Genomic DNA, 23,283 nt, shown 5'->3' on the forward strand with positions numbered 1-23,283 from the left:
ATACTAGCAATGAGGTGATTTGGTAATGAAGTTGTTATTCATTGGAGATATTATGGGCTCGCCTGGCAGAGAGATCGTGAAAACATATCTGCCGTTACTGAAGCGAAAATACAACCCTACCTTTATCGTAGCGAATGGAGAGAACGCTGCGCATGGTCGCGGGATTACAGAGAAAATTACCAAGGAGCTTTTCGAGTGGGGCGTTCAAGCGATTACGCTCGGGAATCATACATGGGACCAAAGAGAAATTTTCGATTTTATTGATGATGAGCCGCGGATGATAAGACCCGCGAACTTCCCAGAAGGGGCTCCTGGAAAAGGGATTACATATATCAAGCAACCTGAAGGGGAACTAGCCGTCATTAATTTGATGGGGCGTACGTTCTTGCCACCGCTCGACTGTCCGTTCCAAATGGCTGACAAGCTAGTAGAGCAAGCTCGAAAGCGTACGAAGCTCATTTTTGTAGACTTTCATGCCGAAGCCACATCGGAGAAGCAAGCAATGTCATGGTACCTCGATGGGAAGGTAACAGCGGTCGTGGGGACACATACCCATGTGCAAACAGCTGATGAACGTATTTTGCCTCAAGGAACCGGATTTTTGTGTGATGTAGGAATGTGTGGCCCAAGTAACGGCATTTTGGGAATGGAACGCGAAGCTGTTATTAAGAAATTTTTGACGCAGCTCCCTGTTCGCTTTGAGGTAGCGCCAGATCCTGCGCAGTTGAATGCGGTGCTGATTACCATAGATAAAGCGACTGGGCATGCGAAAAAAATGGAACGAATCAGAATTGACTCTGACCATCCGTTTATGGAATAATGGGAATAAGATTAGAATTTTTTGAATCTTTCAAGCAAGTTAGCAGGAATTTTTAGGGGTTATGCGAATATCATTCTAATGATGACAGGATTCCTATCAGACGGGAGGTTCAAAAAGGATGGAAGTATTAAAAGTTTCAGCAAAGTCTAACCCCAATTCCGTTGCTGGTGCCCTTGCCGGAGTTCTTCGTGAACGAGGAGCGGCTGAGATCCAAGCCATTGGCGCTGGGGCGCTTAATCAAGCTGTGAAGGCAGTAGCAATCGCACGAGGGTTCGTAGCGCCGAGTGGAGTTGACCTCATTTGTATTCCAGCCTTTACCGACATCGTGATTGATGGAGAAGAACGAACTGCAATCAAATTAATCGTAGAACCCAGATGATACAACTGCAAATGCTTCACCTGCCTGTTTGTTCGAAGAATGAACAGGTTTTTTCGTTTGTCCAGAAGTATTCCCTTTGAAGATATCGAAGAGAAGGAGCGTTTCCATATGAAAATCTTTGATGCGCATAGCGATGTATTATGCAAGCTATGGCAGAACCCCGAGCTGGACTTTTATAAAGAAGACAAGCTCTTGCAAACTGGTTTTACCGCCCTTGAAAAAGGGAATGTAGACATACAAGTGCTAGCCTGTTTCGTCCCCACTCAGGTGCCGTTTGGACGTCGCTTTCATACTGTGCTAGAAATGGTCGATATTTTTTATCAAAAGGTGGCGAGTGATAAATTCCGACCCATTTTCACAAAGGCAGATTTGGCTGAATGCGTATTAAAGGGACAGAAAGGGGCTATTCTGTTTGTAGAAGGCGCGCATGCTTTAGAAGAGAGTCTGGTTCAGCTACGTACATGGTTCCGGCTTGGGGTACGAGGAATGACGCTGACCTGGAATCATGGCAATGCCCTAGCAAGTGGAAATGGGGAGCCGAATCCAGGTGGACTTACTTCATTTGGACGAGAAGTCATAGAAGAAATGAATCGGCTGGGGATGATCATTGATGTTTCGCATTTGGCCGATCCAGGATTCTGGGATGTACTAGAATGCTCGAAAGCACCAGTGATCGCTTCGCACTCGAACGTGAGAACGATATGCAATCACTCTCGCAATTTGACGGACGAACAAATACAAGCATTAATCGCCAAAGATGGCGCGATCGGCTTGACGTTTGTAGACTTCTTTACCGTACCGGACAAGCGCACGGTTTGGATCGATGACTTGTTGCGCCACTTGGATCACATCTGTGCGTTGGGTGGTGTAGACCACGTAGGCTTTGGTTCCGATTTCGATGGGATTACCGAGACGTTTGGAGACATAGCATCCTCGGCAGATTACTCCCAGTTACTAGAAGCTTTGTTAAAACGTTATAAAGAGGCGGAAGTATTGAAATTTGTGCAAGGAAATTGGTTGCGTGTTTTCGGAAACGTGCTACAATAAAGCATGAGGATATTAATGTACCAAGTTCAACATTAAAATTCAGGTCAAAAGTAAGTTGAGTAAAAGCACTTGCAATTTGACATGGACAGGACTACAATTGTTACTGTCTATGCACAGAAATGTCACATCTTATCAGTCTTTTCAAGGTGTGATAGGCAGCTTTTCTCACAGTCACTGAAAGGGTGGAATCTGAATGATTAGTCAACTTTCCTGGAAAGTTGGAGGACAGCAAGGGGAGGGCATCGAGAGTACTGGTGAGATTTTCTCGATGGCGATGAACCGGATGGGGTACCATCTGTATAGCTACCGTCACTTCTCTTCCCGTATTAAGGGTGGACACACGAACAATAAAATTCGCGTGAGCACAACGCCAATGCGTGCGATCTCTGACGATCTGGACATTCTCGTAGCGTTTGACCAAGAGACGATCGATTTCAACGCGCATGAGTTGCGTGAAGGCGGTATCATTATCGCGGATGCGAAATTTAATCCAAAGTTGCCGGACGGCTTGAAGCCAGTTCGCTTCTTCACTGTACCACTGACTGAGATCGCTGATGAGCTGGGAACTTCCCTGATGAAAAACATGGTGTCGATTGGTGCGTCCAGTGCCATCCTCGGCATTGCAGTGGAAAGCTACCGTCCCATCGTTGAAGATATGTTCCTCCGCAAGGGCGAAAAAGTGGTTGAAAAGAATATGGATGCCATTCGCCGCGGTTTTGATTATGTAAATGAATTGACTGGTGGTCAACTGCCTGAGTTCCAAATGGAAAAGGCTGATCCACAAAAACAACTGTTCCTCATCGGTAACGATGCGATCGCTCTGGGTGCTGTAGCAGCAGGCTGCCGTTTCATGCCAGCTTACCCGATCACACCTGCTTCCGAGGTAATGGAATACTTGATTAAAAAGCTACCTAAATTGGGCGGTACTGTTATCCAAACAGAAGACGAGATTGCTGCTATTACGATGGCAATCGGTGCTAACTTCGCGGGTGCTCGTTCCTTGACTGCTTCTGCAGGTCCTGGTCTGTCCCTGATGATGGAAGCAATTGGTCTGGCTGGTATCACGGAACAACCAGTTGTAATCGTGAACACGCAGCGTGGTGGCCCATCTACCGGTATGCCTACCAAAATCGAGCAATCTGATGTGAATGCTATGATTTATGGTACACACGGTGACATTCCAAAAGTAGTTATCGCGCCAAGCACAGTAGAAGAGTGCTTCTACGATGCAGTTGAAGCGTTTAACATTGCGGAAGAATACCAACTGCCTGTTATCCTGATGACTGACTTGACTCTGTCTTTGGGTAAACAAACAGTGACTCCATTTGACTACAGCAAAGTAGAAATCCGCCGCGGAAAACTGCTTGCTGGACAAGAATTGCCAGAAAAAGAGCAAAACGACCTGTTCAAACGTTATGAAGTAACAGAAGACGGCGTTTCTCCTCGTGTTATTCCTGGCCAAAAATACGGTCTGCACCATGTAACTGGTGTTGAGCATGACCAAACTGGTCGTCCATCTGAGAATGCTGCAAACCGTATTCAACAAATGGATAAACGTATGCGCAAAATGGAAGGCGTACTGAAAAACTTCAAAAACGCTGTAACAGCAGATGCTCCTCACGCTGATGCGGATGTTCTGGTTGTGGGTATCAACTCTACAATTGGTACGATTCAAGAAGCAAAAGCTCGTCTGGAACAAGAGGGAATCAAAGTAAACCATGCACAAATCCGTTTGCTGCATCCGTTCCCTACCGAAGAAATCAAAGCACTCGTGGACAAAGCGAAGAAAGTCGTTGTTGTTGAGCACAACATCCAAGCGCAAGTAACAAACCTGCTCAAACAAAACGTTGGAAACGCTGAAAAAATCGAGTCCGTGCTGAAATATGATGGTAACCCATTCCTGCCGAAGGAAATCTATGCTGAAGTAAAGGAGCTGGTAAAACATGGCGACTATGAAAGAGTTTCGAAATAATGTAAAGCCAAACTGGTGCCCAGGCTGTGGTGACTTCTCCATCCAGGCGGCTATTCAACGCGCCGCAGCGAACGTAGGTCTGGAACCTGAAAATCTGGCTCTCGTTTCTGGTATCGGATGCTCTGGTCGTATTTCCGGCTACATCAACTGCTATGGTTTCCACGGTATTCACGGACGTTCCCTGCCAATCGCACAAGGTGTGAAAATGGCGAACCGCGAGCTGACAGTTATCGCAGCTGGTGGAGACGGGGATGGTTTTGCGATCGGTATGGGCCATACTGTACACGCAATCCGTCGTAATATGAACGTTACGTACATCGTAATGGATAACCAAATCTACGGTCTGACAAAAGGTCAAACCTCCCCGCGTTCCGCGACTGGTTTCGTGACTAAGTCTACACCGGCAGGTTCCATCGAGTCCTCCATTTCTCCAGTTGAACTGGCGCTGTCTGTAGGTGCGACTTTCGTTGCTCAATCCTTCTCCAGCGATCTGAAGGGCTTGACTGAACTGATCGAAAAAGGTATCCAACACGAAGGCTTCTCCTTGATCAACGTATTCAGCCCTTGTGTAACCTACAACAAGGTAAATACGTACGACTGGTTCAAAGAGAACATCGTACCAGTAGACACAATCGAAGGATACGATCCACATGACCGTATCAAAGCAATGTCTACTTCCATGCAATACAAAGGCCTGATTACAGGTCTGATCTACCAAAACACTGAGCAAAAACCTTATGAAGCTCTCGTAAATGGCTTCAAAGAAGAAGGTTTGGTTAACCAAGACATTCGCTTGTCTGAAGAAGACTTCGAAAAATTGGTTAAAGAATTTGCTTAAGTTTGATAGAGTGAAAAACCTCTCCTTAACGGGAGAGGTTTTTTTATTACATGCGATCGCGCCACTGCCTGTACACGAGCATGACAAGGAAAAAGACAACCAATTGACCAAAGAGTGGATACAGGAAACGGAGAAGCGAGCTAAACCCGATAAAACTGATCAAATAACAAATTAGCAGAATCCCGAGTAAAATAGTCGGACCTCGAAGGGGGGTAACTTGTCTAATCTGTTGGGCTAGACCAAAAACGTTGGCAACAAGAGTCGAGAAAATTTCGGCGTACACCAATAGGGAGAACAAAAAGGGAATAGTTGGCCCCAAGCCTTGCAGCACAGCGATCATAGGCATTTCCGCGTGATGGATTCCCGGCATTTTTACAGACAGAGAAGCGTAAGCGAGTATGAGCAGAAGGCCTATTCCCAACCCTCCTAAGATTCCCCCTAGGATAAGAGGTTTCTCGCTGGGACTCTGTCTGCCCATCGGAATCAAAACCGCTTGTGTAAGTGTGACATTTAAGGCAACATAATAAAAGGGAGAACTAAGCCACGCCCAAGGCCGTAATGATTCTACGACCACATTCGTATCTAACCATGGCTTCGTATAAAGGAAGACAAGCACAGTAAAGCCAATGAGCATCGGAACAAAAATGCTGTTCACGTGATGGATGGCAAACAGCCCTTTTTTCGTCACGAAAAAAATCAAAATCATGCTAAACCAAATTCCGATTTGGGGAGATAATCGAAAAGACTCCCAAAAAATCGCGCCGGTAGCAGCGAGCATGACGGAGGTAGTGCCTAGCAATACGGTTAAAAGCAAGGTATTAAATACAGTTCCAAAGGGATGTCCAAACAAATAGGTGCTGACTTCTTGATAGGAATCAGCCTGAAGTCGATAGGCAATCAGCATGACGCGGATGCCGGCCCAAATAAACAGCGTCGTAGCCAGAATGATGCCTACTAAGCCTTGTGTTCCATATTGAACAAAGAACTCTACAATTTCTTTGCCAGAGGCAAAACCAGCTCCTACGACTGTTCCAATATACGTAAAAGCGATCTGCCATGCGGCTCTCCATGTTCCTTGCATCTCAGACCTCCTGTCCCACCTTATTCCATCCTATGAGAGGGAGTGAACCGAATATGCGCGTTACCGTGTTAGGCTATCAATCTCCTTATCCTGGTCCAGGGGGTGCTACTCCGGGTTACCTGATTGAGACAGACCGTGTCAAAATTCTTCTCGACTGCGGCAGTGGTGTTCTTGCGCAGTTAGGCAAGCATTTGCCCATTTATGAGCTGGATGCCATGCTTTTATCTCACTACCATCATGATCATGTTGCGGATGTAGGAGTGATGCAGTACGGTTTGATGGTGCATCAGTTGTTTGGCCAAAGACCTGCTGACAAGCCGCTTCCAATCTATGCTCCTGCGCTGCCAGTGACCAATGCTCAGACATTGGTGTATCGAGATGCGACCACATTTACCCCAATCACGGAAGAAACGTCTGTTACCATTGGGGATGTCGCAATCACTTTTTTACGGACAGACCATGGTGACGGAGATCCATGCTACGCCATGCGCTTGGAAGCAAACGGACGTATCCTCGTATACGGAGCTGACAGTGGACCAGGTACAGCCTGGGAGGGGTTCGCAACTCAAGCGGATTTGTTCATTTGTGAGGGCACCTATCTGGATTACAATTTACCAGCGAAGCCAAATGGGCACCTGTCTGTTCGCCAAGCGGCAGAATTGGCACAATCCCTATCCTGCCGCTCGTTATTGGTTACGCATTTGTTTTACGGCTATGAGGAGTCCCAAGTAATTGCGGAGGCCAATGCTTTTGTCGCAGGTCCGGTTTATGCCGCGCGCATCGGCCTGCAAATCGATTTATAACGTTGTTTGTGTACATAGAGAGGAGAGTTGACTTTGTTTCCAAATGTATTAGAAGTTGCACGCAAATTAATCCGTGAACGGGTACAAGTAGGAGAAACTGTTGTAGACGCCACGATGGGGAATGGAAATGACACGTTATTTCTTGCGCAACTGGTGCAAGAAGAAGGGAAAGTAATCGCCTTCGATATCCAGCCGCAGGCGATCGAGAAAACGCGAGAAAGACTCGAAAGAGAGGGTCTGGCGAACAGGGTAGAAATGAAGCTCGCCAGTCATGAGGAAATTGACAAGCTGGAGATTAGTGCCGCGGCAATCATGTTTAATTTGGGCTATTTGCCGGGCGGAGACAAAGAAATCACAACACAAGCGAGCAGTACCATTCAGGCGATTCAATCCGGGTTGAGGGTGCTCAGACCAGGCGGAATCATGACAGTCATGATTTACTGGGGGCATCCGGCGGGAGAGACGGAAAAAGAGGCAGTGGAAGCATTTTGCCACGAGCTGAGTCAATTGGATTATTTGGTTTTAAAATACCAATATATCAATCAGCAAAACCAAGCCCCGTTTTTACTGGCCATCGAACGCAGGGGACAATAAAAAGAACGCAACGCGATCCTTTCCCGGGCAAGCGCAGCATCCGACATGATTCCTATGGGAAAGCAAATATTTTGTCAGGTCGCGGATAGGTGTACAAAAATAGGCACGCTCTTGCCCTTTCTGGCACATACCCTATGTAGAGCAATGTGGCAAGGGGGATCTACCGTGGACAGAATCGGGATAATGTTGGATTGGGCCCTTATAGAGAAAGGAATTCAAGGCCTCAAGTCATATGAGCGTCTGCCTTATTATGTCGAAATCGGAAAAGAGCTTGGATTGGAGCCTGTTTTTTTCCACCCGCGGCATGTAAAGCCAGGAGATGCAAGGGTCAAGGGATATTTTTGGAACGGAAATCGACTCGTCTCACAACTGGTTTCAGTCCCGCGAGTCATCCACAATCGTGTTTTGACAGGGGATACAAAAGCGCGGAATGTGATTCGAAGATTGAGCCAAAAGAAAACGGTGTTCAATGGCTTGGTTGTACGGGATAAGAGAAGAGTACACCAGATGCTCTGGAAAAACGAACAGATTCGCAGCTATCTGCCGCATACTGTACCTTATTCCACGGAGCAGTTGCGTCTGTTCTTGGATAAATACCAGGTGGTGTACGTCAAGCCTTCAATTGGATCTGTTGGAATTGGGGTAGCGCGTATTGAACGGCACGGAGGCAATTATCACTTCATTGCATCGAAAAAACGGCAGATTTTATCTCATTCCCAGATACTCTCCACGGTGCGACGCTGGGTCGGTAACAAAAGATTTTTGATCCAGCGAGGAATTCCTTTGGCGCGCTATGGAGGCAAAACCTTTGATATTCGTGTTTCGGTGCAAAAAAACAAAGAGAAACAGTGGACAGTGAGCGGGATGGTTGCCAAGGTCGCCAATAAGAAAAACAAGCTCAGCAATCTCTCCCGAGGTGGGACAGCAGTGCCGTTTTCGGAAGCATTATTCCCCATCTTTCCTGAGGTAAAACAACAACAAGCGGTCATCGAAAGAGTTGGCATAGCAGCGGTGGAAATTGCGAAGCAGTACGGTCGTCATTTTTCATCATTAGCAGACTTAGGCATGGATATGGGAATTGATGATCGAGGCAATCCGTATTTAATTGAAGTCAATGTGCGTGATCAGCGCTATTCGTTTTTCAAAGCTGGAGAGAAGGAGATGTTTAAACAAACGTACCGTCATCCACTAGAATATGCGCAGACATTACTCGCTGAAAAAAAGAAACGGAAGCATCAGCTTTTATCGCCTAGCTATTTCAACTAAAGAAGTAATGTACAAGAATGTGAAAAAGACGGTGGCTATTATTGCCCCGTCTTTTCGTATGCCTTGACTTACGATTCTGCCGGCTGTTGTTGGTCAGCCAAAGGAAAGGGCAGATTGCGAAAGTGACGATATACCAATGCCAAAATCGATTTTCGAGTCAAGATTCCTTGGAAATAGTGTTCGTCGTCTTCAATGCAGACGAAAGGGTGATTAATGGACACTTCCAATGCTTTCAAAAATTCATCGGTGTCACGCAATCGAGGGACCTTCGTATCCATCACATCATCTACAATATGTTCGGACATACGTTCGGTCTCGAAGCGTTCCAGACCTAGAGTTTTATTCATGATCATATTCGTGCTGATTAACCCATGCAAACGATACTGATGATCCAGTACAGGAACGGCTGAATAGCCGGACTTGATTAGGACGAGCAGGGCGTGCTCAAGCGAATTGCCTAGCTGCACATGTGCGACCTTTGTGGACGCGATTATGAGATCTTTGATCGGAATATGTAACAAAGGGATCTCTTGATTCAATTCAGATCCACCACCTTTTCTTTCTGTCGTCGATAGCAGTAAGAACTGCTTGTGGTCCTCTTCTATGATACCGTAAGCGAGGTACAAACGGTAGGGCTACATTTAGAAAACTTGGCGTTGCCAAGCCTTTCACGAGGCATTAGACGAAAAAAAGCCCGGCAGTTACGCCAGGCAAGTAATCGAGGTGTGGAACAATTGTCCCTAGTTCTAGTATGGGAGATCATGTTGTTTTTTACATTAGGAGTTTAGAGGAAACCAGTTTCTCCCTTACGCTTTATACGTTTGATTTTTGAAAATCGGTTTTGCTTCCACCCGTTTTTTCCGATTGAACCAAAAGGACATCGTCGTCAGCTCGTAAAGGAAAATGCACAGTGGCGGCGTAATCACGAACATGCCGAGAACCAATGACGGCGTCGACCAGCCTAGTCGATGAATAACGTAACTCTGCATTAAGAACAAGATCAGCGGATGAACCAAATAGATAGCCATATTTTGTTTGGCCAATCGGGCAAGCCACGGACCTAGTTTAGGCAGTTTGCCGAAATAAGTGGATGCAGGGTAAAAGCTGATGATCACACAGAGTGTGTATACCAAGTAAAGCGGTTCGAAAATATTCATGCTCTCGTAGTAGCTTTTGGAGCCGGAAAGATAGCTGTACGCCATCCAAACGGCTGCACTTGCCATCACAACAATAGAAGGTATTTGAAGGCGTTTCACCCACGTCCGCCATTTATTCACATTCATTCCGGCATAAGCGCCGAGTGCAAAAGTAAATACGTACATGAAAACATAATGCTGTCCGTAAACATAACTGTGCTTCACGAGGGACAGGAATGGGTTTGCAGCCCAATCAATGGCCCAAAACGGTTTAATGAACAAATAGTGGTAGAGAACGTACAGACCAGCTTGTCCAATAAAGAGGGCGATGATCCAGCGGAAGTTCAAGTACCGTTCCATCCACGGTTTGATCAGGCAAAACAACAAGCACAATTGCAAGTAAAGCGGAATGTAGTACAGATGGTAGAAAGAGCTACCCGTAAACAGACTATCGAAAAAGGGTCCTACCAGCACGGCGGGATCAAAGGTTTGGTGTTTAAAATAGGTGAAGATGGCTGTCCATATTACGTAAGGCAAAATAACTGCGCGCCAGCGTTTTTTCCAGAAAGCACGCCAATCCAATTGTCGGTTCTGATACCAGTAAAACAGCAGCATTCCAGTTGCAAAAATAAACAAAGAGCGACCGAATTTCAACAAGATGATGAGAACGGCTTGCAAATCACTATTCCACGGATACGTCTTTTCATTAGCGAGAAAAAAACTGAGGATGTGAATCATCAAGACAGTAAGAGCCCCAAAAACAAAAAGGGCATTCAGATCCTGAAACGTCCCCTTTCGATTGCTATTCATAATTCCTCCAGAATTTTCCCGGCAGCACCTGGAGAATCAAAAGCAAGTAACATGCCCGTTATTCGGGTAAGTGCCAGTCAGGTGCGGCCAGTTCTTTTGCGGTATAAGAAAATAAGTGTAATCGCTGCGACAAATGATGCTTTGACTCTGTCACTAACTCATTTTGGACATAAAAGGGGGTAGGTGATACCGCCCACTCAGAACGGATTGTCTCCAATAGACGAGCTTTTACATCATCTATAGTGGCCAATTTTCCAGTCAAACTCGCAATGCTGCCAACGGTAGAAGCATCGATAGAAGGAATTGGCTTATGACTTTGCATTTCATCCAAGCCGGCTAGACGGTAAAAGCGCTCCATCCATTCCCCTCGTGGCCGATCGTCGACGTTAATGCATAGCTGCAAAATAGAGCCGTGTCGCGTGCGTCTTTGTGCCATACCTCCGATTTTTTTACCGTGAATGGAAAAATCGTATTCCCCTGCACAGTAGGAACCCTTCACTTCTCCAAATTCCAGCTTCCCGTAATCGCGCAGGCCAACATCAAGAAGTTGGGCAACAAACGAGAAGAAAGAGTCAATGGAAATCGAAGTGTCAGGCAATAAACAAGCCATATTGAGTACGCCAGCATCAAGTGGAACACAAGCTCCACCAGACGAGCGAAGAACACAACCAAAGCCATCTTGACCGAACTTACGCAAGGCTTGCTGGAGTTGAGGAAGCTTGGCGTCTCTGCGGCCGAGATACAGCGCCTGATCGTACACCCAGAGATGAATAATAGGGGTTGCTGATTCAGATTGCATACTGGCTGCCAACGCTTCATCACGGATTAAAGGCTCAAGTGGACTATCCTGGTAGGTACCGGAGTCCATCCAGCGAAACGGTTGATTAACAGAAAATGACATAAGAAGGCTCCTTCACAGGACAAGAATAGCTACCATTATACCATCTGAAATGCGTTTTTTTCTACGTTTTCACTATCTTTTTTCCATTTGGTAGAACATGCATGTCAAGTAGAGTGAAAAAATACCCGACAGGCCAAGATAGCTTGTCGGGTCAAAATATGGTTCTTTATTTGGTCTCCTTGAAGGAGAAATTGTCTAGGTAGGTCGTTTTGCGAGGCGCGTTTTCAGTTGCCTCTTCTTGCAGGTACAGACCGAGCTTTGTGCCTTCTTGTTTCACATACTGTTGACCGAACAAGTATTGATCGTTCAAGTAAATGGAAACAGTGTTCTCGTTAACTTCTACTTTTAAGCGATTGCTGGATTTCAACTTGTAGGAGCTAGAAGTAATGATGTCAATATCGTCCTCTTCGACATCATTCACTTTTCCTAAAACAACGCGATCTTTTTGGACAAATACAACATTGGCTTTTCCGTCTTTACCGTTGAAGTAAAGGCCTCCTAAACCTTCACTGCCAACGACATTAACATCGACGCTCAATTCGTATTTTTTAACTTTGTCAGACTCATTCCAATTCAGTGGCAGGAAATAGTGATCCAGATCATCGTCATCGGATTCAGCTGTCACTTGTTTGCTAGCGACCTCCCAGTTTCCTGTCGCTTTGTCTGTATCCCAGTTTTTCAATTTGGAATCAGAGAAGGAGTCGCTGATATTGATTCGCTCTGGTTCTGGCTGCGGTTTCGGTTGACCAGGGTTAGGGAAAACAATTTTGATCTCATCATCATCGTCACGATCCAAAATAGCGCGATAGAGCAGAGAAGCAGCTTCCGCACGAGTAATCGGATCTTGTGGACGGAAATTGCCATTGTATCCTTTCATCAAATCGGTTTGGATCGCAATCGCAATATACGGACGCAGTGCTGACGAAATATCGTCGTAATCACGGAACTTTTTCAATTGATTCATGTCAGCTTTGTACTTTTGATCGTAGCCCAACAGGCGTACCAATGCGACAGCAATGTCTTCCCGTACTGCCGCATGATCTGGCTTATACGTGTAGGTGGAGCCGGATTTGTAACCAGTCAAGTAAGGCTTGGCGTATTCCACATACAGAAATGCCCAGTGATGACGTGGTACATCTTTAAAGGTTTGGTCGACGTAGCGTTTGTTTATATCTACATCTGCTGCTGCGATCATAATTTTTGCAAATTCGGCGCGGGTAACCTCATTGTTCGGTCTAAATGTTCGATTGTCGTACCCTTTGATAATCCCTTTTGCCGCCATCTCCGTAATTTCCTTGTATGCCCAATGGCTACGTGGAACGTCTGAGAACGAAGGAGTGGAAGCGGCACCGACGACCGGGATAACCGTTAAGAACATCAACACCGACAAAAATACGGCTAGTGCTCTTTTCATGTTAACCTCCTCAAAATGGCAATGTAGTTTTTTGTTGACTGCTATTCAGACGGCGAGTGGGCTTGTATTGTTGCAGGAGAAAAAAATATTATGGTGAAAATAGGCAAAAAGACGGAGTTTCAAAAAAATTGACAGGTAAGGAGGAGCATATACCAATGGTAAGGGCATGCTTGTTTGATTTGGATGGAACGCTTTTGGATCGGGAACGGTCGTTGGATACATTTTTGGCACGACAGTACGAACGTACACAGCCGCTCCAGAAAAAAATGTCTCTGGAAGCGTTCACATCCCGTTTTCATGAGCTGGACCAGCGTGGGTATGTGTGGAAAGATGTTGTCTATCAGACCATCTTGGAAGAGTCAAAGACTGAAGAGGTTACTTCTTTATTTTTATTAGAAGAATACGTACATCTATTTTGGCAGGACTGTCTGTCTTTTAGAGGTGTGGTTGAAACACTTCAGATCTTACATCAATTGGGAATGAAGCTAGGGATCATTACGAATGGACGAAGTGAGTTTCAAATGAAAAACTTGAATGCGATTGGAATTGAACCATTTTTTCATGCCATATTGATTTCGGAGCGGGAAGGGGTGTCCAAGCCAGAGTCAATCATATTTGAAAGAGCGTTGGACCGGCTTGGAGTGAAAGCGAGTGAAGCGGTATATGTGGGGGATCACCCGGTTAACGATGTACAAGGGGCGCGTGCGAGGCCACATCTCCTTGCCGGGAAACCCAGAGATGATCGGAACGGTCACTCGCCGTTTCGTACATATTTTGCCTCATAATGGTTATTATGCATTAGCTTTTGTATCACCCAAAATGATATAATTCTTTATTGGTTACTTATGTAGATGATTTTAGCTGAGGTGATACATGATGAAGGAAACGAAAGAGGCGACTGTGGACTTAAAATCCGTTAAGTCTCCAAAGAAAACGGAAGACTATGCGAAATACTTCCAGGCCCCCTCTCTGAAGGATGCGAAAAAGCGCGGTAAGGAAGAGATTTTAGTCCATTACGATTTTAATATCCCAGAAGACATGCAGAACATCGGAAAAGGAAAGCGTTATCACGTTCGTACGTATGGCTGCCAAATGAACGAGCATGATTCGGAGACGATTTCTGGTATTTTGCAAGCAATGGGTTATACCTCCTCTGATTCTGTCGAAGATGCGGATGTCATCCTATTTAACACCTGTGCGATCCGCGAAAATGCAGAGGATAAAGTATTTGGAGAGCTTGGCCACATGAAGCGGCTCAAGAATAACAACCCGAATCTGATCCTCGGTGTTTGCGGCTGTATGTCCCAAGAAGAGAAAGTCGTCAAGAAAATCCTGAAAAGCTACCAGCAGGTCGACTTGATTTTTGGAACGCACAATATTCACCGACTGCCAGAACTGTTGCGCGATGCGATGTTCAGCAAAGAAATGGTGATTGAGGTTTGGTCCAAAGAAGGCGATATCGTCGAAAATATGCCGAAGCTCCGCGAAGGAAACACCAAGGGCTGGGTTAACATTATGTACGGCTGTGACAAGTTCTGTACGTACTGTATCGTGCCGTATACCCGCGGAAAAGAGCGCAGTCGACGCCCTGAAGATGTCATCGCGGAAGTGCGTGATCTCGCTCGCCAAGGCTTTAAAGAAATCATGCTTCTTGGACAAAACGTCAATGCGTATGGGAAAGATTTTGAGGACATCGAATACGGTTTTGGAGACCTGATGGATGAGATCCGCAAGATTGATATCCCGCGTGTGCGCTTTACGACAAGTCACCCGCGCGATTTTGACGACCACTTGATCGAGGTGCTGGCAAAAGGCGGCAACCTCGTGGAGCAAATCCATTTGCCTGTCCAATCCGGTTCGACAGAAGTACTCAAGCGGATGGCGCGCAAATATTCGCGTGAGCATTATCTGGAGCTCGTTCGCAAAATCAAGGACGCGATCCCGAATGTCTCGCTTTCTACCGATATTATTGTTGGCTTCCCAGGCGAAACCGATGAGCAGTTTGAAGATACGATTTCGATGGTGGAAGAGGTCAAGTACGATTTTGCGTATACCTTCATCTACTCTCCGCGTGAAGGTACACCAGCAGCTGTCATGGAAGACAACGTTCCGATGGAAGTGAAAAAAGCGCGCTTGTATCGACTTAATGAAGTGTTGGCTCGCATCGGGCTAGAGCAGAACAAAAAACTGCAGGATCAGGTTGTCGAGGTACTTGTGGAAGGCGAATCGAGAACGAATGCGGAAGTGCTTGCGGGTCGTACGCGTACGAACAAGCTGGTTCATTTCACTGGCGACAAATCCTTGATCGGACAGTATGTTCACATAAAAATTACAGATGCGAAAACGTGGACACTCCACGGAGAGCTCGTATCCAAAGTTGAGGTGTAGGTCATTATGGAACAAACAAACATATATACACAGAAAGAAATTCTCGATAAAGCTCGCGAGCTCGCAGCTATGATCGCGCGTACAAATGAAGTTGATTTCTTCAAACGTGCCGAACTGCAAATCAAGCACAATGAACGTGTGCAAGATTTGATTGATACATTGAAGCAAAAGCAAAAGCAAATGGTGATGTTTGAATCCATCAACAAGCCGGAACTGGTGAAAAAAGTGGAAGACGAATACAACCAATTGCATGAGGAACTGGATGCCATTCCTATTGTTACGGAATTCAAGCAATCGCAGGTCGATGTGAATGATCTTTTGCAAATGGTCACGAACGTGATCACGAACACCGTTTCGGAGCGTATTATTTTGGATACAGGCGGAAACCCATTGACTGGAGAGACGGGTGGCGGGCCTGAGAAGAAAAAATCTGGCGGCTGCTGCTCCTAATTCTTGATAGAAAGCCTTCCCGGCGCTGTTTTGATGAATACCCAACAACTTTCCCAAATATAAGGTGGTTGTTTGCACGCTAGTCGAATGCCCTGCATACAAATGTACAGAAACGTTGTATGGAGGAGGTAACGAAATGTCGGGTATAGACAAAGATCTACAGTGCCGGGAACTTATCGCGAAAGCAGTCTGCGGCAAAGGCCATAAATTTTCTACTACCACCCACACCATCATACCGTCGCAAACTCCTTCGACGATCCTCGGATGCTGGATTATAAACACGAACTTCCAAGCAGAGAAAGTCGGAGATGCCGTTGAAGTATCTGGTACGTATGACGTCAACCTGTGGTTTTCGTTTGCTAATAACACGCAAACCGAAGTCAAGCGGGAAACTGTTAAGTTCTCCGTACTCGTACCGCTTACGTTCTTCGACAAAAACTGCAGAGGCGATCTGGAAATCGTTGCACGCGCCGTGGAGCAACCGAAGTGCATAAAAGCGGAGTTAAGTGGTGGTGGCACAATCACAGTCAGAGTTGAAAGCGAATATGCAGTAGAGGTCATTGGAGAAACAAAGGTGTGCGTTGTTGTCTGCAATAGTTGTGATGACAAAGAGTTCCATCTGGATGACGACTTTGAAGATAACAGTGACGAGTTTGATGACTTTGATTCCGCTACGCTACTCGACGAGCTCGACTAAAGAGGAGAAATTATCTCCTCTTTTTTCTTTTTTTCGGATGCGTACCATTCACACTTTTTTCTAGGCGCAGTCATAAGATAACGAAAGAATAGCGGGGGAGTGTGGAAGGCATGATTCTACGCACAAAGGCGAGTCAGCGAGCTAACAAGCAGGAAACGCCAGCAACACAACCGATGACGGCCAACGCAAAAGAAGTCGTAGCGTATTTGCATCGTCCAGAAATCGGGCGCTGGTTGCTCCGGCAGGGGAGAATACCTGTAACAACAGGAAAAGCAGTGCGACCGGGCTGGCGGACATATAGGATCTGCCTTTACCAAGACTATGTGCTGGATATTGCCAGGAGCGAGGAGCAATCACAATGGCTGCTTCATCGCCTACAGGAACCCGAGTGGCATTCCGTCTCCTTGCCTTCCACCGAAACAGAAGTTCAGGTGGTGCAAGGGCTGGCTGCGCGCAGTTTGTATGCTGCCGGAGCTGATGCAGGTCAAGTGACGATCATGGCGGCTTCTCCCCATCGACTTAAGGTCGTCGAGGTGGAACCAAATTGGCCAGCCAAGCATGCTGACGAATATATGCAGCGTGCTCGAATTTGGTGGGAAGGTCAGATGTGCAAACAGCCGCAAAAGCTGCAAAGCATAGGGGCTGATCCTGAGTTTGCTTTACGCAAGTCCACAGGAGAAATGGCACTTGCCTCGGACTTCCTGAGCATCAATGGCACGGTTGGTTGTGATACGACACGCTATCGGGAAGAATTAGGTCTCCATCAGCACCCGGTTGCAGAGTTGAGACCTGCGCCATCGGAGGACCCTGATCAATTATTTATGCATATCTACGATAGTCTGGCACTCGCATACCAAAAAATAGGGAACGCGTCTATCGAATGGCTCGCTGGCGGAATGCCGTTTCAAGGTTATCCAATCGGCGGGCATATTCATTTTGGCGGGCTCACACCTACTTTTTCTCTTCGGCGAAAGTTGGATGCGTACTTGGCTCTTCCCCTTGTTCTGATTGAGGATGCAGGGTGTATGAGCCGCAGAGAGCGCTATGGATTTTTGGGGGATGTAAGGGAGAAGGAATATGGATTCGAATATCGTACACTCCCCAGTTGGCTCGTTGATCCCCTTGTCGCTCGAGGTATTCTTCATTTGGCCCATTTGGTTGCAACCAATCACGAGAAGCTACAAGCAACGCCTCATCTAAAGCTCCCGCTTATTAAAGCGTACTACCAGGGTGAAAAAGAAAAGCTACTGCCGTACGTAGTCCAAGTCTGGCAAGAATTAAAGGAGCTACCAGGCTATACGCTGTCACGAATCCATTTGGATCGATACTTTTCTTTTTTAATCGAGAGCCAAGCGTGGAGAACGGATGAAGACTTGCGTAAAACATGGATGCTGCCATAAACGGGTCTTCCATCGGATGCAGGGTCAACATTACCGTACAATCATGATATAATAGCGACGAGAATTAGTAGGCTAGGAGAAGAAAATCATGGCTCAATACACCCCAATGATTCAACAGTATCTGGCTATCAAAAAAGATTATCCGGATACTTTCTTATTTTTTCGCTTAGGCGACTTTTACGAACTGTTTTTTGATGACGCCATTCTTGCGTCCCGTGAGCTGGAAATTACACTGACGGGACGTGATGGTGGTGGTTCTGAGCGCATACCAATGTGTGGAGTTCCACACCATGCGGCAGATGGCTATATTGCAGAGCTGCTGAAAAAAGGACATAAAGTAGCCGTTTGCGAGCAAGTCGAAGATCCAAAAGAAGCGAAAGGGGTCGTTCGCCGGGAAGTTACACGCGTCATTACTCCGGGTACGATGATGGAAGGCAAATGGCTGACGGATAAGGAAAACAATTACATGGCAGCATTGGCCCAGGTAGAAGGGCGTACAGGTGTTGCTGCGTGTGATATGAGTACAGGCGAGATGTACGTTACCTCTTTGGTGGGACAGGCAGAGGCTGTTCTGGATGAAGCCTTGCAATATCGCCCTAAGGAGCTCGTCTTTTTTGGCCTCGCTGTTTTGCCGAAGACAGCACTGCCATCTACTATCGTGGATGCACACCAGCTGGACGCATTTGCGGTGGATAGTCAATATGCGGAGCAGGCAAAAGGGTTGGATATGTCCATGCGAGCGGCAGTCAATGCTCTTTTGTTCTACATAGGGACGACGCAAAAACGCAGTCTTGCCCATATGCGCCTGTTAAAGCAGTACGATGCAAAGCAGTATCTGCAAATGGACGGTTTTTCCAGACGCAATTTGGAATTGACAGAGACCATTCGCGATAAGACGAAAAAAGGCTCTCTGCTGTGGCTATTGGATCGGACACAAACCGCAATGGGTGGTCGTCTTTTGCGCAGATGGATTGAGCGTCCATTGCTCAGTCGCGAGCAGTTGGAGGCACGTCTGAGCGCTGTGGAAGCCTTGAAGGGTGACATGCTGCTTCGCTCCGATTTGCGGACTTGCTTGGATCGTGTCTATGATTTGGAGCGTCTGGCGGGGCGCATTTCCTACGGGAATGCGAACGCTCGAGATCTCATTCAGCTGCGGTTGTCTTTGGAAGCTGTTCCAGAGCTGAAGCAGTATATGATCCAAACGAATACTCCGGTATTAATGGAACTGGCGCAAGGGATGGATGAATGTACGGATATCGTTAACTATTTGGCTCATGCGCTTGTGGATGATCCCCCGATATCGGTTCGTGAAGGCGGAATGATTCGGACGGGATATGATGAGTACCTGGACAAGCTCCATACGGCAAGTCGTGAAGGGAAGACGTGGATTGCCCAACTAGAGCAGGGAGAACGGGAAGCGACAGGGATTCGTTCACTCAAAGTCGGCTTCAATAAGGTGTTCGGCTATTACATCGAAATATCGAAATCCAACATCGCCAACGTTCCGGCCGGTCGGTATGAGCGCAAGCAAACTTTGGCCAATGCAGAGCGGTACATCACGCCAGAGTTGAAGGAACGCGAAGCGCTCATTCTGGAAGCGGAAGAAAAGATGATTGAGCTGGAATACCAACTGTTCGTCGCTGTAAGAAGTGAAGTCGCGAAGCATATACCAAGACTGCAGAACCTCGCAGAGCGCGTCGCATCTGTGGACGTTCTCCAGTCGTTTGCTACGGTAAGTGACGAGCGTGGATTTATACGTCCTGAGCTTGTGGAAAGTGGCGAATACGTCATTACAGAAGGGCGGCATCCAGTAGTAGAAGCCGTTCTGGAACGCGAAAAATACGTGGCAAATGACGTGGAGATGGATCAGACCAATCGTCAAGTTTTGCTCATTACAGGTCCGAATATGGCAGGTAAGAGTACGTATATGAGACAGATCGCCTTGATCACAGTGATGGCACAGATCGGTTGTTTTGTTCCGGCTAAACAGGCCAAGCTGGCGATTGTCGATCAGATTTTTACGCGAATTGGGGCAGCCGACGACTTGGTAGGCGGGCACAGTACGTTTATGGTAGAAATGCTGGAGACCAGACACGCCCTGCAAAAAGCGACAGCGAAGAGCTTGATTCTGCTCGATGAAATTGGTCGCGGGACTTCGACGTACGATGGAATGGCGCTTGCACAAGCAGTCATTGAGTACATTTGCCAAAAAATCGGTGCCAAAACACTCTTCTCGACGCACTACCACGAGTTGACCGGGTTAGCAGAGACGTTGAGTGGTGTCGTGAATGTCAACGCTCGATGCGAAGAACGGGAAGGAAAGCTCTTGTTCCTTCACAAAATTGAAGAAGGACGAGCAGACAAAAGTTATGGAATCCATGTGGCAGAGCTGGCTGAAATGCCGACTTGGGTCATTGAGCGGGCACGCAGTATTTTGACCGGGCTTGAAGCGAATGGAAATGCAGGGAATGGAAATGCAGCGAGTGACGTGCAAATGTCGCTCGAATCGCTATGGACGGCACCAGTTGCCGCGGTGCATGAAGAACCGATGCAGTTTGCTTCAGCGGAGGAAGAGGCGATTATGGCTGAACTGCGCGAGCTGGATTTGAATTCAACGACGCCAATGGACGCCATGATGAAGCTGTATGCATGGAAACAGCAATTGAAAAAGCGATAGGCTTCGTCCGGAGGGGAGGCACTCATGGGAAGCATTCAAGTGTTAGATGAGCATCTCGCCAATATGATTGCTGCAGGGGAAGTAGTGGAAAGACCGGCTTCGGTTGTCAAAGAGCTGGTCGAAAATGCAATTGATGCCAGTGCAACGACAATCGAGATCCACGTAGAAGAAGGCGGTCTGGAGATGATTCGGATCGTTGACAATGGAAAAGGGATGGATCGGGAAGATTGTCAGTTGGCTTTTGAGCGCCATGCCACGAGTAAAATCAGCAACGCTCGTGATTTGTTCCGCATTCGTACACTGGGTTTTCGTGGCGAGGCACTGCCGAGTATTGCGGCAGTCTCGCGCATGGAGCTGACGAGCAGTACGTCCAGTAGTGAGGTAGGCACGCATCTTTTGATTGAAGGTGGGCAGCTTGGCACTATTTCCGATAAAGCCGCTGTAAAAGGGACGGAAGTATGTGTACGCAGCTTGTTTTTCAACACACCTGCTCGCTTGAAATACATGAAGTCGATCGCCACGGAAGTCGGGCATATTTCCGATTATGTGAATCGGCTTGCACTGACGCATCCGTCGATCTCCTTTCTGCTGACTCATAATGGCAAGACACTCTTGCAAACGTCTGGCGACGGAAAGCTGCTGCACGTTATGGCGGCTATCTACGGTGTGCAAGTAGCGAAGCTGTTGCTTCCAATTGCAGGGGAGACCCTCGACTATAGGTGGTCTGGTTTTCTTTCGAAGACGGAAGTGACGAGGGCGAATCGCTCTTACCTTTCAACACTGGTAAACGGTCGGTACGTGCGCAGTTATTCGATTAACAATGCGATTATGCGCGGTTATCATACATTGTTACCCATCGGCCGTTATCCGATTGTGGCTTTACAGATCGAAATGGATCCGTCACTGGTTGATGTGAATGTACATCCTGCCAAACTAGAAGCGAGATTTAGCAAAGAAGATGAATTGTGCAGTGCAATAGAACAGTCGGTAAAAGAGACATTGCGACAAGGCTTAGGAATTGTCAGACCCATGGTTACGCAACCAAAAGCTAAGGTCGTCACCCAGGTCATTCAACCGCAGTTTGACCTGCAAATCAATAAGCCTGATACTCCGCAATCGCCACTATTAGCAGCGAGTCCCCGGCTTCAGGAATGGATGGCCAAGCAGGAAACGACCAGTAAGCAAGTGGATGTTGTGACGGCGGCGCCTATCGCACCATCCATTGAGAGCGGCACGGTGAAGGAGTCGGCAGCCAACTATGAAAAGCTGGAGTCTGCAAAAGCAGAGGCTTTCCCGAATGAAATGGTGCAGGCGACTCTGTTGGATCAAGCGGACACGAGGGAATCTTTCCAACCTTACGAGACGAAGCTTCCGTCACAGCTGGACATTGCCCGGACACCATCTCCTGCGCATCTATTGAATGAGATCAGCAGCGAGGATACCACAACCGTAGCTGATATCGAGCAATCACCTCCACTCATGGAAGCTACCAATGAAAATGAAACGGATTCGCCTGTTCCCGTTATGTACCCAGTTGGTCAAGTCCATGGCACCTACATCGTCGCGCAAAATGACGAAGGCATGTATTTAATTGATCAACATGCCGCCCAGGAGCGGATTTTTTACGAGTATTTCATGGACAAGCTTGCAGAAGAGGACATTTCCAGCCAGATCATGCTGTTTCCGCATACGGTGGAATATACGGCTGCAGAGGCAAGCAAACTGGAGAAGCGACTGTCGCTTTTGCAATCGTTTGGTTTGGAGATCGAGGCGTTCGGTGGACGGACCTTTATCGTTCGCGCTCACCCGCATTGGTTTCCAGAAGGGGCGGAGCTGGAGGTCATTGAGGAGCTCATTCAGTTTGTACTGGAAACGGGAGAAAACGCCCATGCCAATGTCGTGCTGATGCGCGAAAAAGCTGCCATCATGATGTCCTGCAAAGCATCGATTAAAGCGAACCGCTTCCTGACGCATGCAGAGATGGAAAGCTTGCTGAACCAGCTGCGTAATACGAGCAGTCCATATACGTGTCCACACGGCAGGCCGATTGTGATTCATTTTACTGGTTATGATTTAGAAAAAATGTTTAAGCGTGTGATGTAAACTATGCCCTCCTGCGGAAAAATCCGGGGAGGGTATTTTTGTGTGGACTAATTGCTTCGGTTCCCATCGAAATCAGTGTTCCTCTGCGGTTACCCCAATCTGTCATCACTCAAGCTGGAACAGAGCTTCTTCCATCGAGGCAGATGACAAATCGGATCATTGGATACGACTACAGATATATTTCTTCTTTTATTGAAAAACGAAAAGTAGGGGAGTATCTGTTTATATAATAGTGAGCTCTGTACTTTTGTACGACCGCAAATCCTATTAACTGGTCCTGATTGGGGACTAAGTTTGGACGGCGGTCCTGGCTGGCACCCGATGGCATTGCTCCACTAAAAAGTGGGGCTTTTCTTTTATCGTCACCCGTTCTAAACCAGGAACAAACGTTCTTTTTTTGGGGAGTGATCGGCAGGGTGGCGTAGAATACCAACAGTAGAGGAACTATGTATCAAGACAGGTCGATCTCGCGGCGGCATCATGACAATGTTGGAGGTCCTGGCACCT

20 protein-coding genes are annotated in these 23,283 nt (G+C 47.0%); 15 read left to right on the forward strand and 5 right to left on the reverse strand.

From position 1 onward, the window contains the following. The first annotated feature begins 25 nt into the window (after positions 1-25). The 5 genes from FB479_RS03530 to FB479_RS03550 all read left to right on the forward strand — a co-directional run bounded on the left by FB479_RS03530 (position 26) and on the right by FB479_RS03550 (position 5,056). Positions 26-820, forward strand: coding sequence for a TIGR00282 family metallophosphoesterase (locus FB479_RS03530; RefSeq protein WP_106653521.1), 795 nt, complete (start codon positions 26-28; stop codon positions 818-820). 118 nt (positions 821-938) lie between these two features. Further along, complete coding sequence (gene spoVS / locus FB479_RS03535; RefSeq protein WP_003385776.1) at positions 939-1,199, forward strand: stage V sporulation protein SpoVS; 261 nt, start codon at positions 939-941, stop codon at positions 1,197-1,199. A 108-nt stretch (positions 1,200-1,307) separates the two neighbouring features. Continuing rightward, entirely contained in the window at positions 1,308-2,246 is a 939-nt protein-coding gene (locus FB479_RS03540; protein WP_142062434.1) for a dipeptidase, read from the forward strand. Between the two features lie 193 nt (positions 2,247-2,439). Then, positions 2,440-4,218, forward strand: coding sequence for a 2-oxoacid:acceptor oxidoreductase subunit alpha (locus tag FB479_RS03545; protein ID WP_106653523.1), 1,779 nt, complete (start codon positions 2,440-2,442; stop codon positions 4,216-4,218). After that, positions 4,190-5,056, forward strand: coding sequence for a 2-oxoacid:ferredoxin oxidoreductase subunit beta (locus FB479_RS03550; protein ID WP_106653524.1), 867 nt, complete (start codon positions 4,190-4,192; stop codon positions 5,054-5,056). Before FB479_RS03545 ends, FB479_RS03550 begins: the two co-directional genes overlap by 29 nt. 46 nt (positions 5,057-5,102) lie before the next feature. On the opposite strand, the gene FB479_RS03555 is transcribed toward FB479_RS03550, so the two are convergent. Further along, positions 5,103-6,137: a YkvI family membrane protein gene (locus FB479_RS03555; protein WP_142062437.1), complete on the reverse strand. Its 1,035-nt coding sequence runs from the start codon at positions 6,135-6,137 to the stop codon at positions 5,103-5,105. 53 nt (positions 6,138-6,190) lie between these two features. Between FB479_RS03555 and FB479_RS03560 the strand changes: the two genes are divergently transcribed. The 3 genes from FB479_RS03560 (at position 6,191) to FB479_RS03570 (ending at position 8,800) form a co-directional block, all read left to right on the forward strand. Beyond that, positions 6,191-6,940, forward strand: coding sequence for an MBL fold metallo-hydrolase (locus FB479_RS03560; protein ID WP_142062440.1), 750 nt, complete (start codon positions 6,191-6,193; stop codon positions 6,938-6,940). A 33-nt stretch (positions 6,941-6,973) separates the two neighbouring features. Further along, on the forward strand, positions 6,974-7,534 hold the full coding sequence (gene mnmM / locus FB479_RS03565; protein WP_088908043.1) for a tRNA 5-(aminomethyl)-2-thiouridylate-methyltransferase MnmM: 561 nt from the start codon (positions 6,974-6,976) through the stop codon (positions 7,532-7,534). Positions 7,535-7,699: 165 nt separating this feature from the next. Next, positions 7,700-8,800, forward strand: coding sequence for a YheC/YheD family endospore coat-associated protein (locus tag FB479_RS03570; RefSeq protein WP_106653527.1), 1,101 nt, complete (start codon positions 7,700-7,702; stop codon positions 8,798-8,800). Positions 8,801-8,868: 68 nt separating this feature from the next. On the opposite strand, the gene cbpB is transcribed toward FB479_RS03570, so the two are convergent. The 4 genes from cbpB to FB479_RS03590 all read right to left on the reverse strand — a co-directional run bounded on the left by cbpB (position 8,869) and on the right by FB479_RS03590 (position 13,061). Beyond that, positions 8,869-9,339, reverse strand: coding sequence for a cyclic-di-AMP-binding protein CbpB (gene cbpB, locus FB479_RS03575; protein WP_047067754.1), 471 nt, complete (start codon positions 9,337-9,339; stop codon positions 8,869-8,871). Between the two features lie 267 nt (positions 9,340-9,606). After that, positions 9,607-10,746, reverse strand: coding sequence for an acyltransferase (locus FB479_RS03580; RefSeq protein ID WP_142062443.1), 1,140 nt, complete (start codon positions 10,744-10,746; stop codon positions 9,607-9,609). Positions 10,747-10,804: 58 nt separating this feature from the next. Further along, a complete protein-coding gene (locus FB479_RS03585) occupies positions 10,805-11,647 on the reverse strand; it encodes a lipoate--protein ligase family protein (RefSeq protein ID WP_142062446.1) in 843 nt (280 codons plus the stop codon). 166 nt (positions 11,648-11,813) lie between these two features. After that, positions 11,814-13,061 carry an S-layer homology domain-containing protein gene (locus FB479_RS03590; protein WP_106653530.1) on the reverse strand — a complete coding sequence of 416 codons (1,248 nt, stop codon included), beginning with the start codon at positions 13,059-13,061 and terminating at the stop codon, positions 11,814-11,816. 155 nt (positions 13,062-13,216) lie between these two features. Here FB479_RS03590 and FB479_RS03595 point away from each other — a divergent pair, with 155 nt between their 5' ends. From FB479_RS03595 to mutL, 7 genes are all read left to right on the forward strand, one after another. Beyond that, the gene (locus FB479_RS03595) at positions 13,217-13,846 is read left to right on the forward strand and encodes an HAD family hydrolase (RefSeq protein WP_142062448.1); all 630 of its coding nucleotides are present in this window, start codon (positions 13,217-13,219) and stop codon (positions 13,844-13,846) included. 91 nt (positions 13,847-13,937) lie between these two features. Next, positions 13,938-15,449 carry a tRNA (N6-isopentenyl adenosine(37)-C2)-methylthiotransferase MiaB gene (gene miaB / locus FB479_RS03600; protein ID WP_048033378.1) on the forward strand — a complete coding sequence of 504 codons (1,512 nt, stop codon included), beginning with the start codon at positions 13,938-13,940 and terminating at the stop codon, positions 15,447-15,449. A 6-nt stretch (positions 15,450-15,455) separates the two neighbouring features. Continuing rightward, positions 15,456-15,899: a YlbF/YmcA family competence regulator gene (locus FB479_RS03605; RefSeq protein ID WP_142062451.1), complete on the forward strand. Its 444-nt coding sequence runs from the start codon at positions 15,456-15,458 to the stop codon at positions 15,897-15,899. A gap of 136 nt (positions 15,900-16,035) precedes the next feature. Beyond that, the gene (locus FB479_RS03610; protein ID WP_106653533.1) at positions 16,036-16,596 is read left to right on the forward strand and encodes an outer spore coat protein CotE; all 561 of its coding nucleotides are present in this window, start codon (positions 16,036-16,038) and stop codon (positions 16,594-16,596) included. Between the two features lie 110 nt (positions 16,597-16,706). Further along, the gene (locus FB479_RS03615) at positions 16,707-17,996 is read left to right on the forward strand and encodes a putative amidoligase domain-containing protein (RefSeq protein ID WP_142062453.1); all 1,290 of its coding nucleotides are present in this window, start codon (positions 16,707-16,709) and stop codon (positions 17,994-17,996) included. A gap of 88 nt (positions 17,997-18,084) precedes the next feature. Next, positions 18,085-20,673, forward strand: a complete 2,589-nt coding sequence (gene mutS, locus FB479_RS03620) for a DNA mismatch repair protein MutS (RefSeq protein ID WP_106653535.1) — start codon at positions 18,085-18,087, stop codon at positions 20,671-20,673. A 24-nt stretch (positions 20,674-20,697) separates the two neighbouring features. After that, entirely contained in the window at positions 20,698-22,776 is a 2,079-nt protein-coding gene (mutL, locus tag FB479_RS03625; RefSeq protein ID WP_142062456.1) for a DNA mismatch repair endonuclease MutL, read from the forward strand. Positions 22,777-23,283 lie beyond the last annotated feature (507 nt).

The sequence above is a fragment of the Brevibacillus sp. AG162 genome, assembly GCF_006715575.1.
GTDB classification, from domain to species: Bacteria; Bacillota; Bacilli; order Brevibacillales; family Brevibacillaceae; genus Brevibacillus; species Brevibacillus brevis.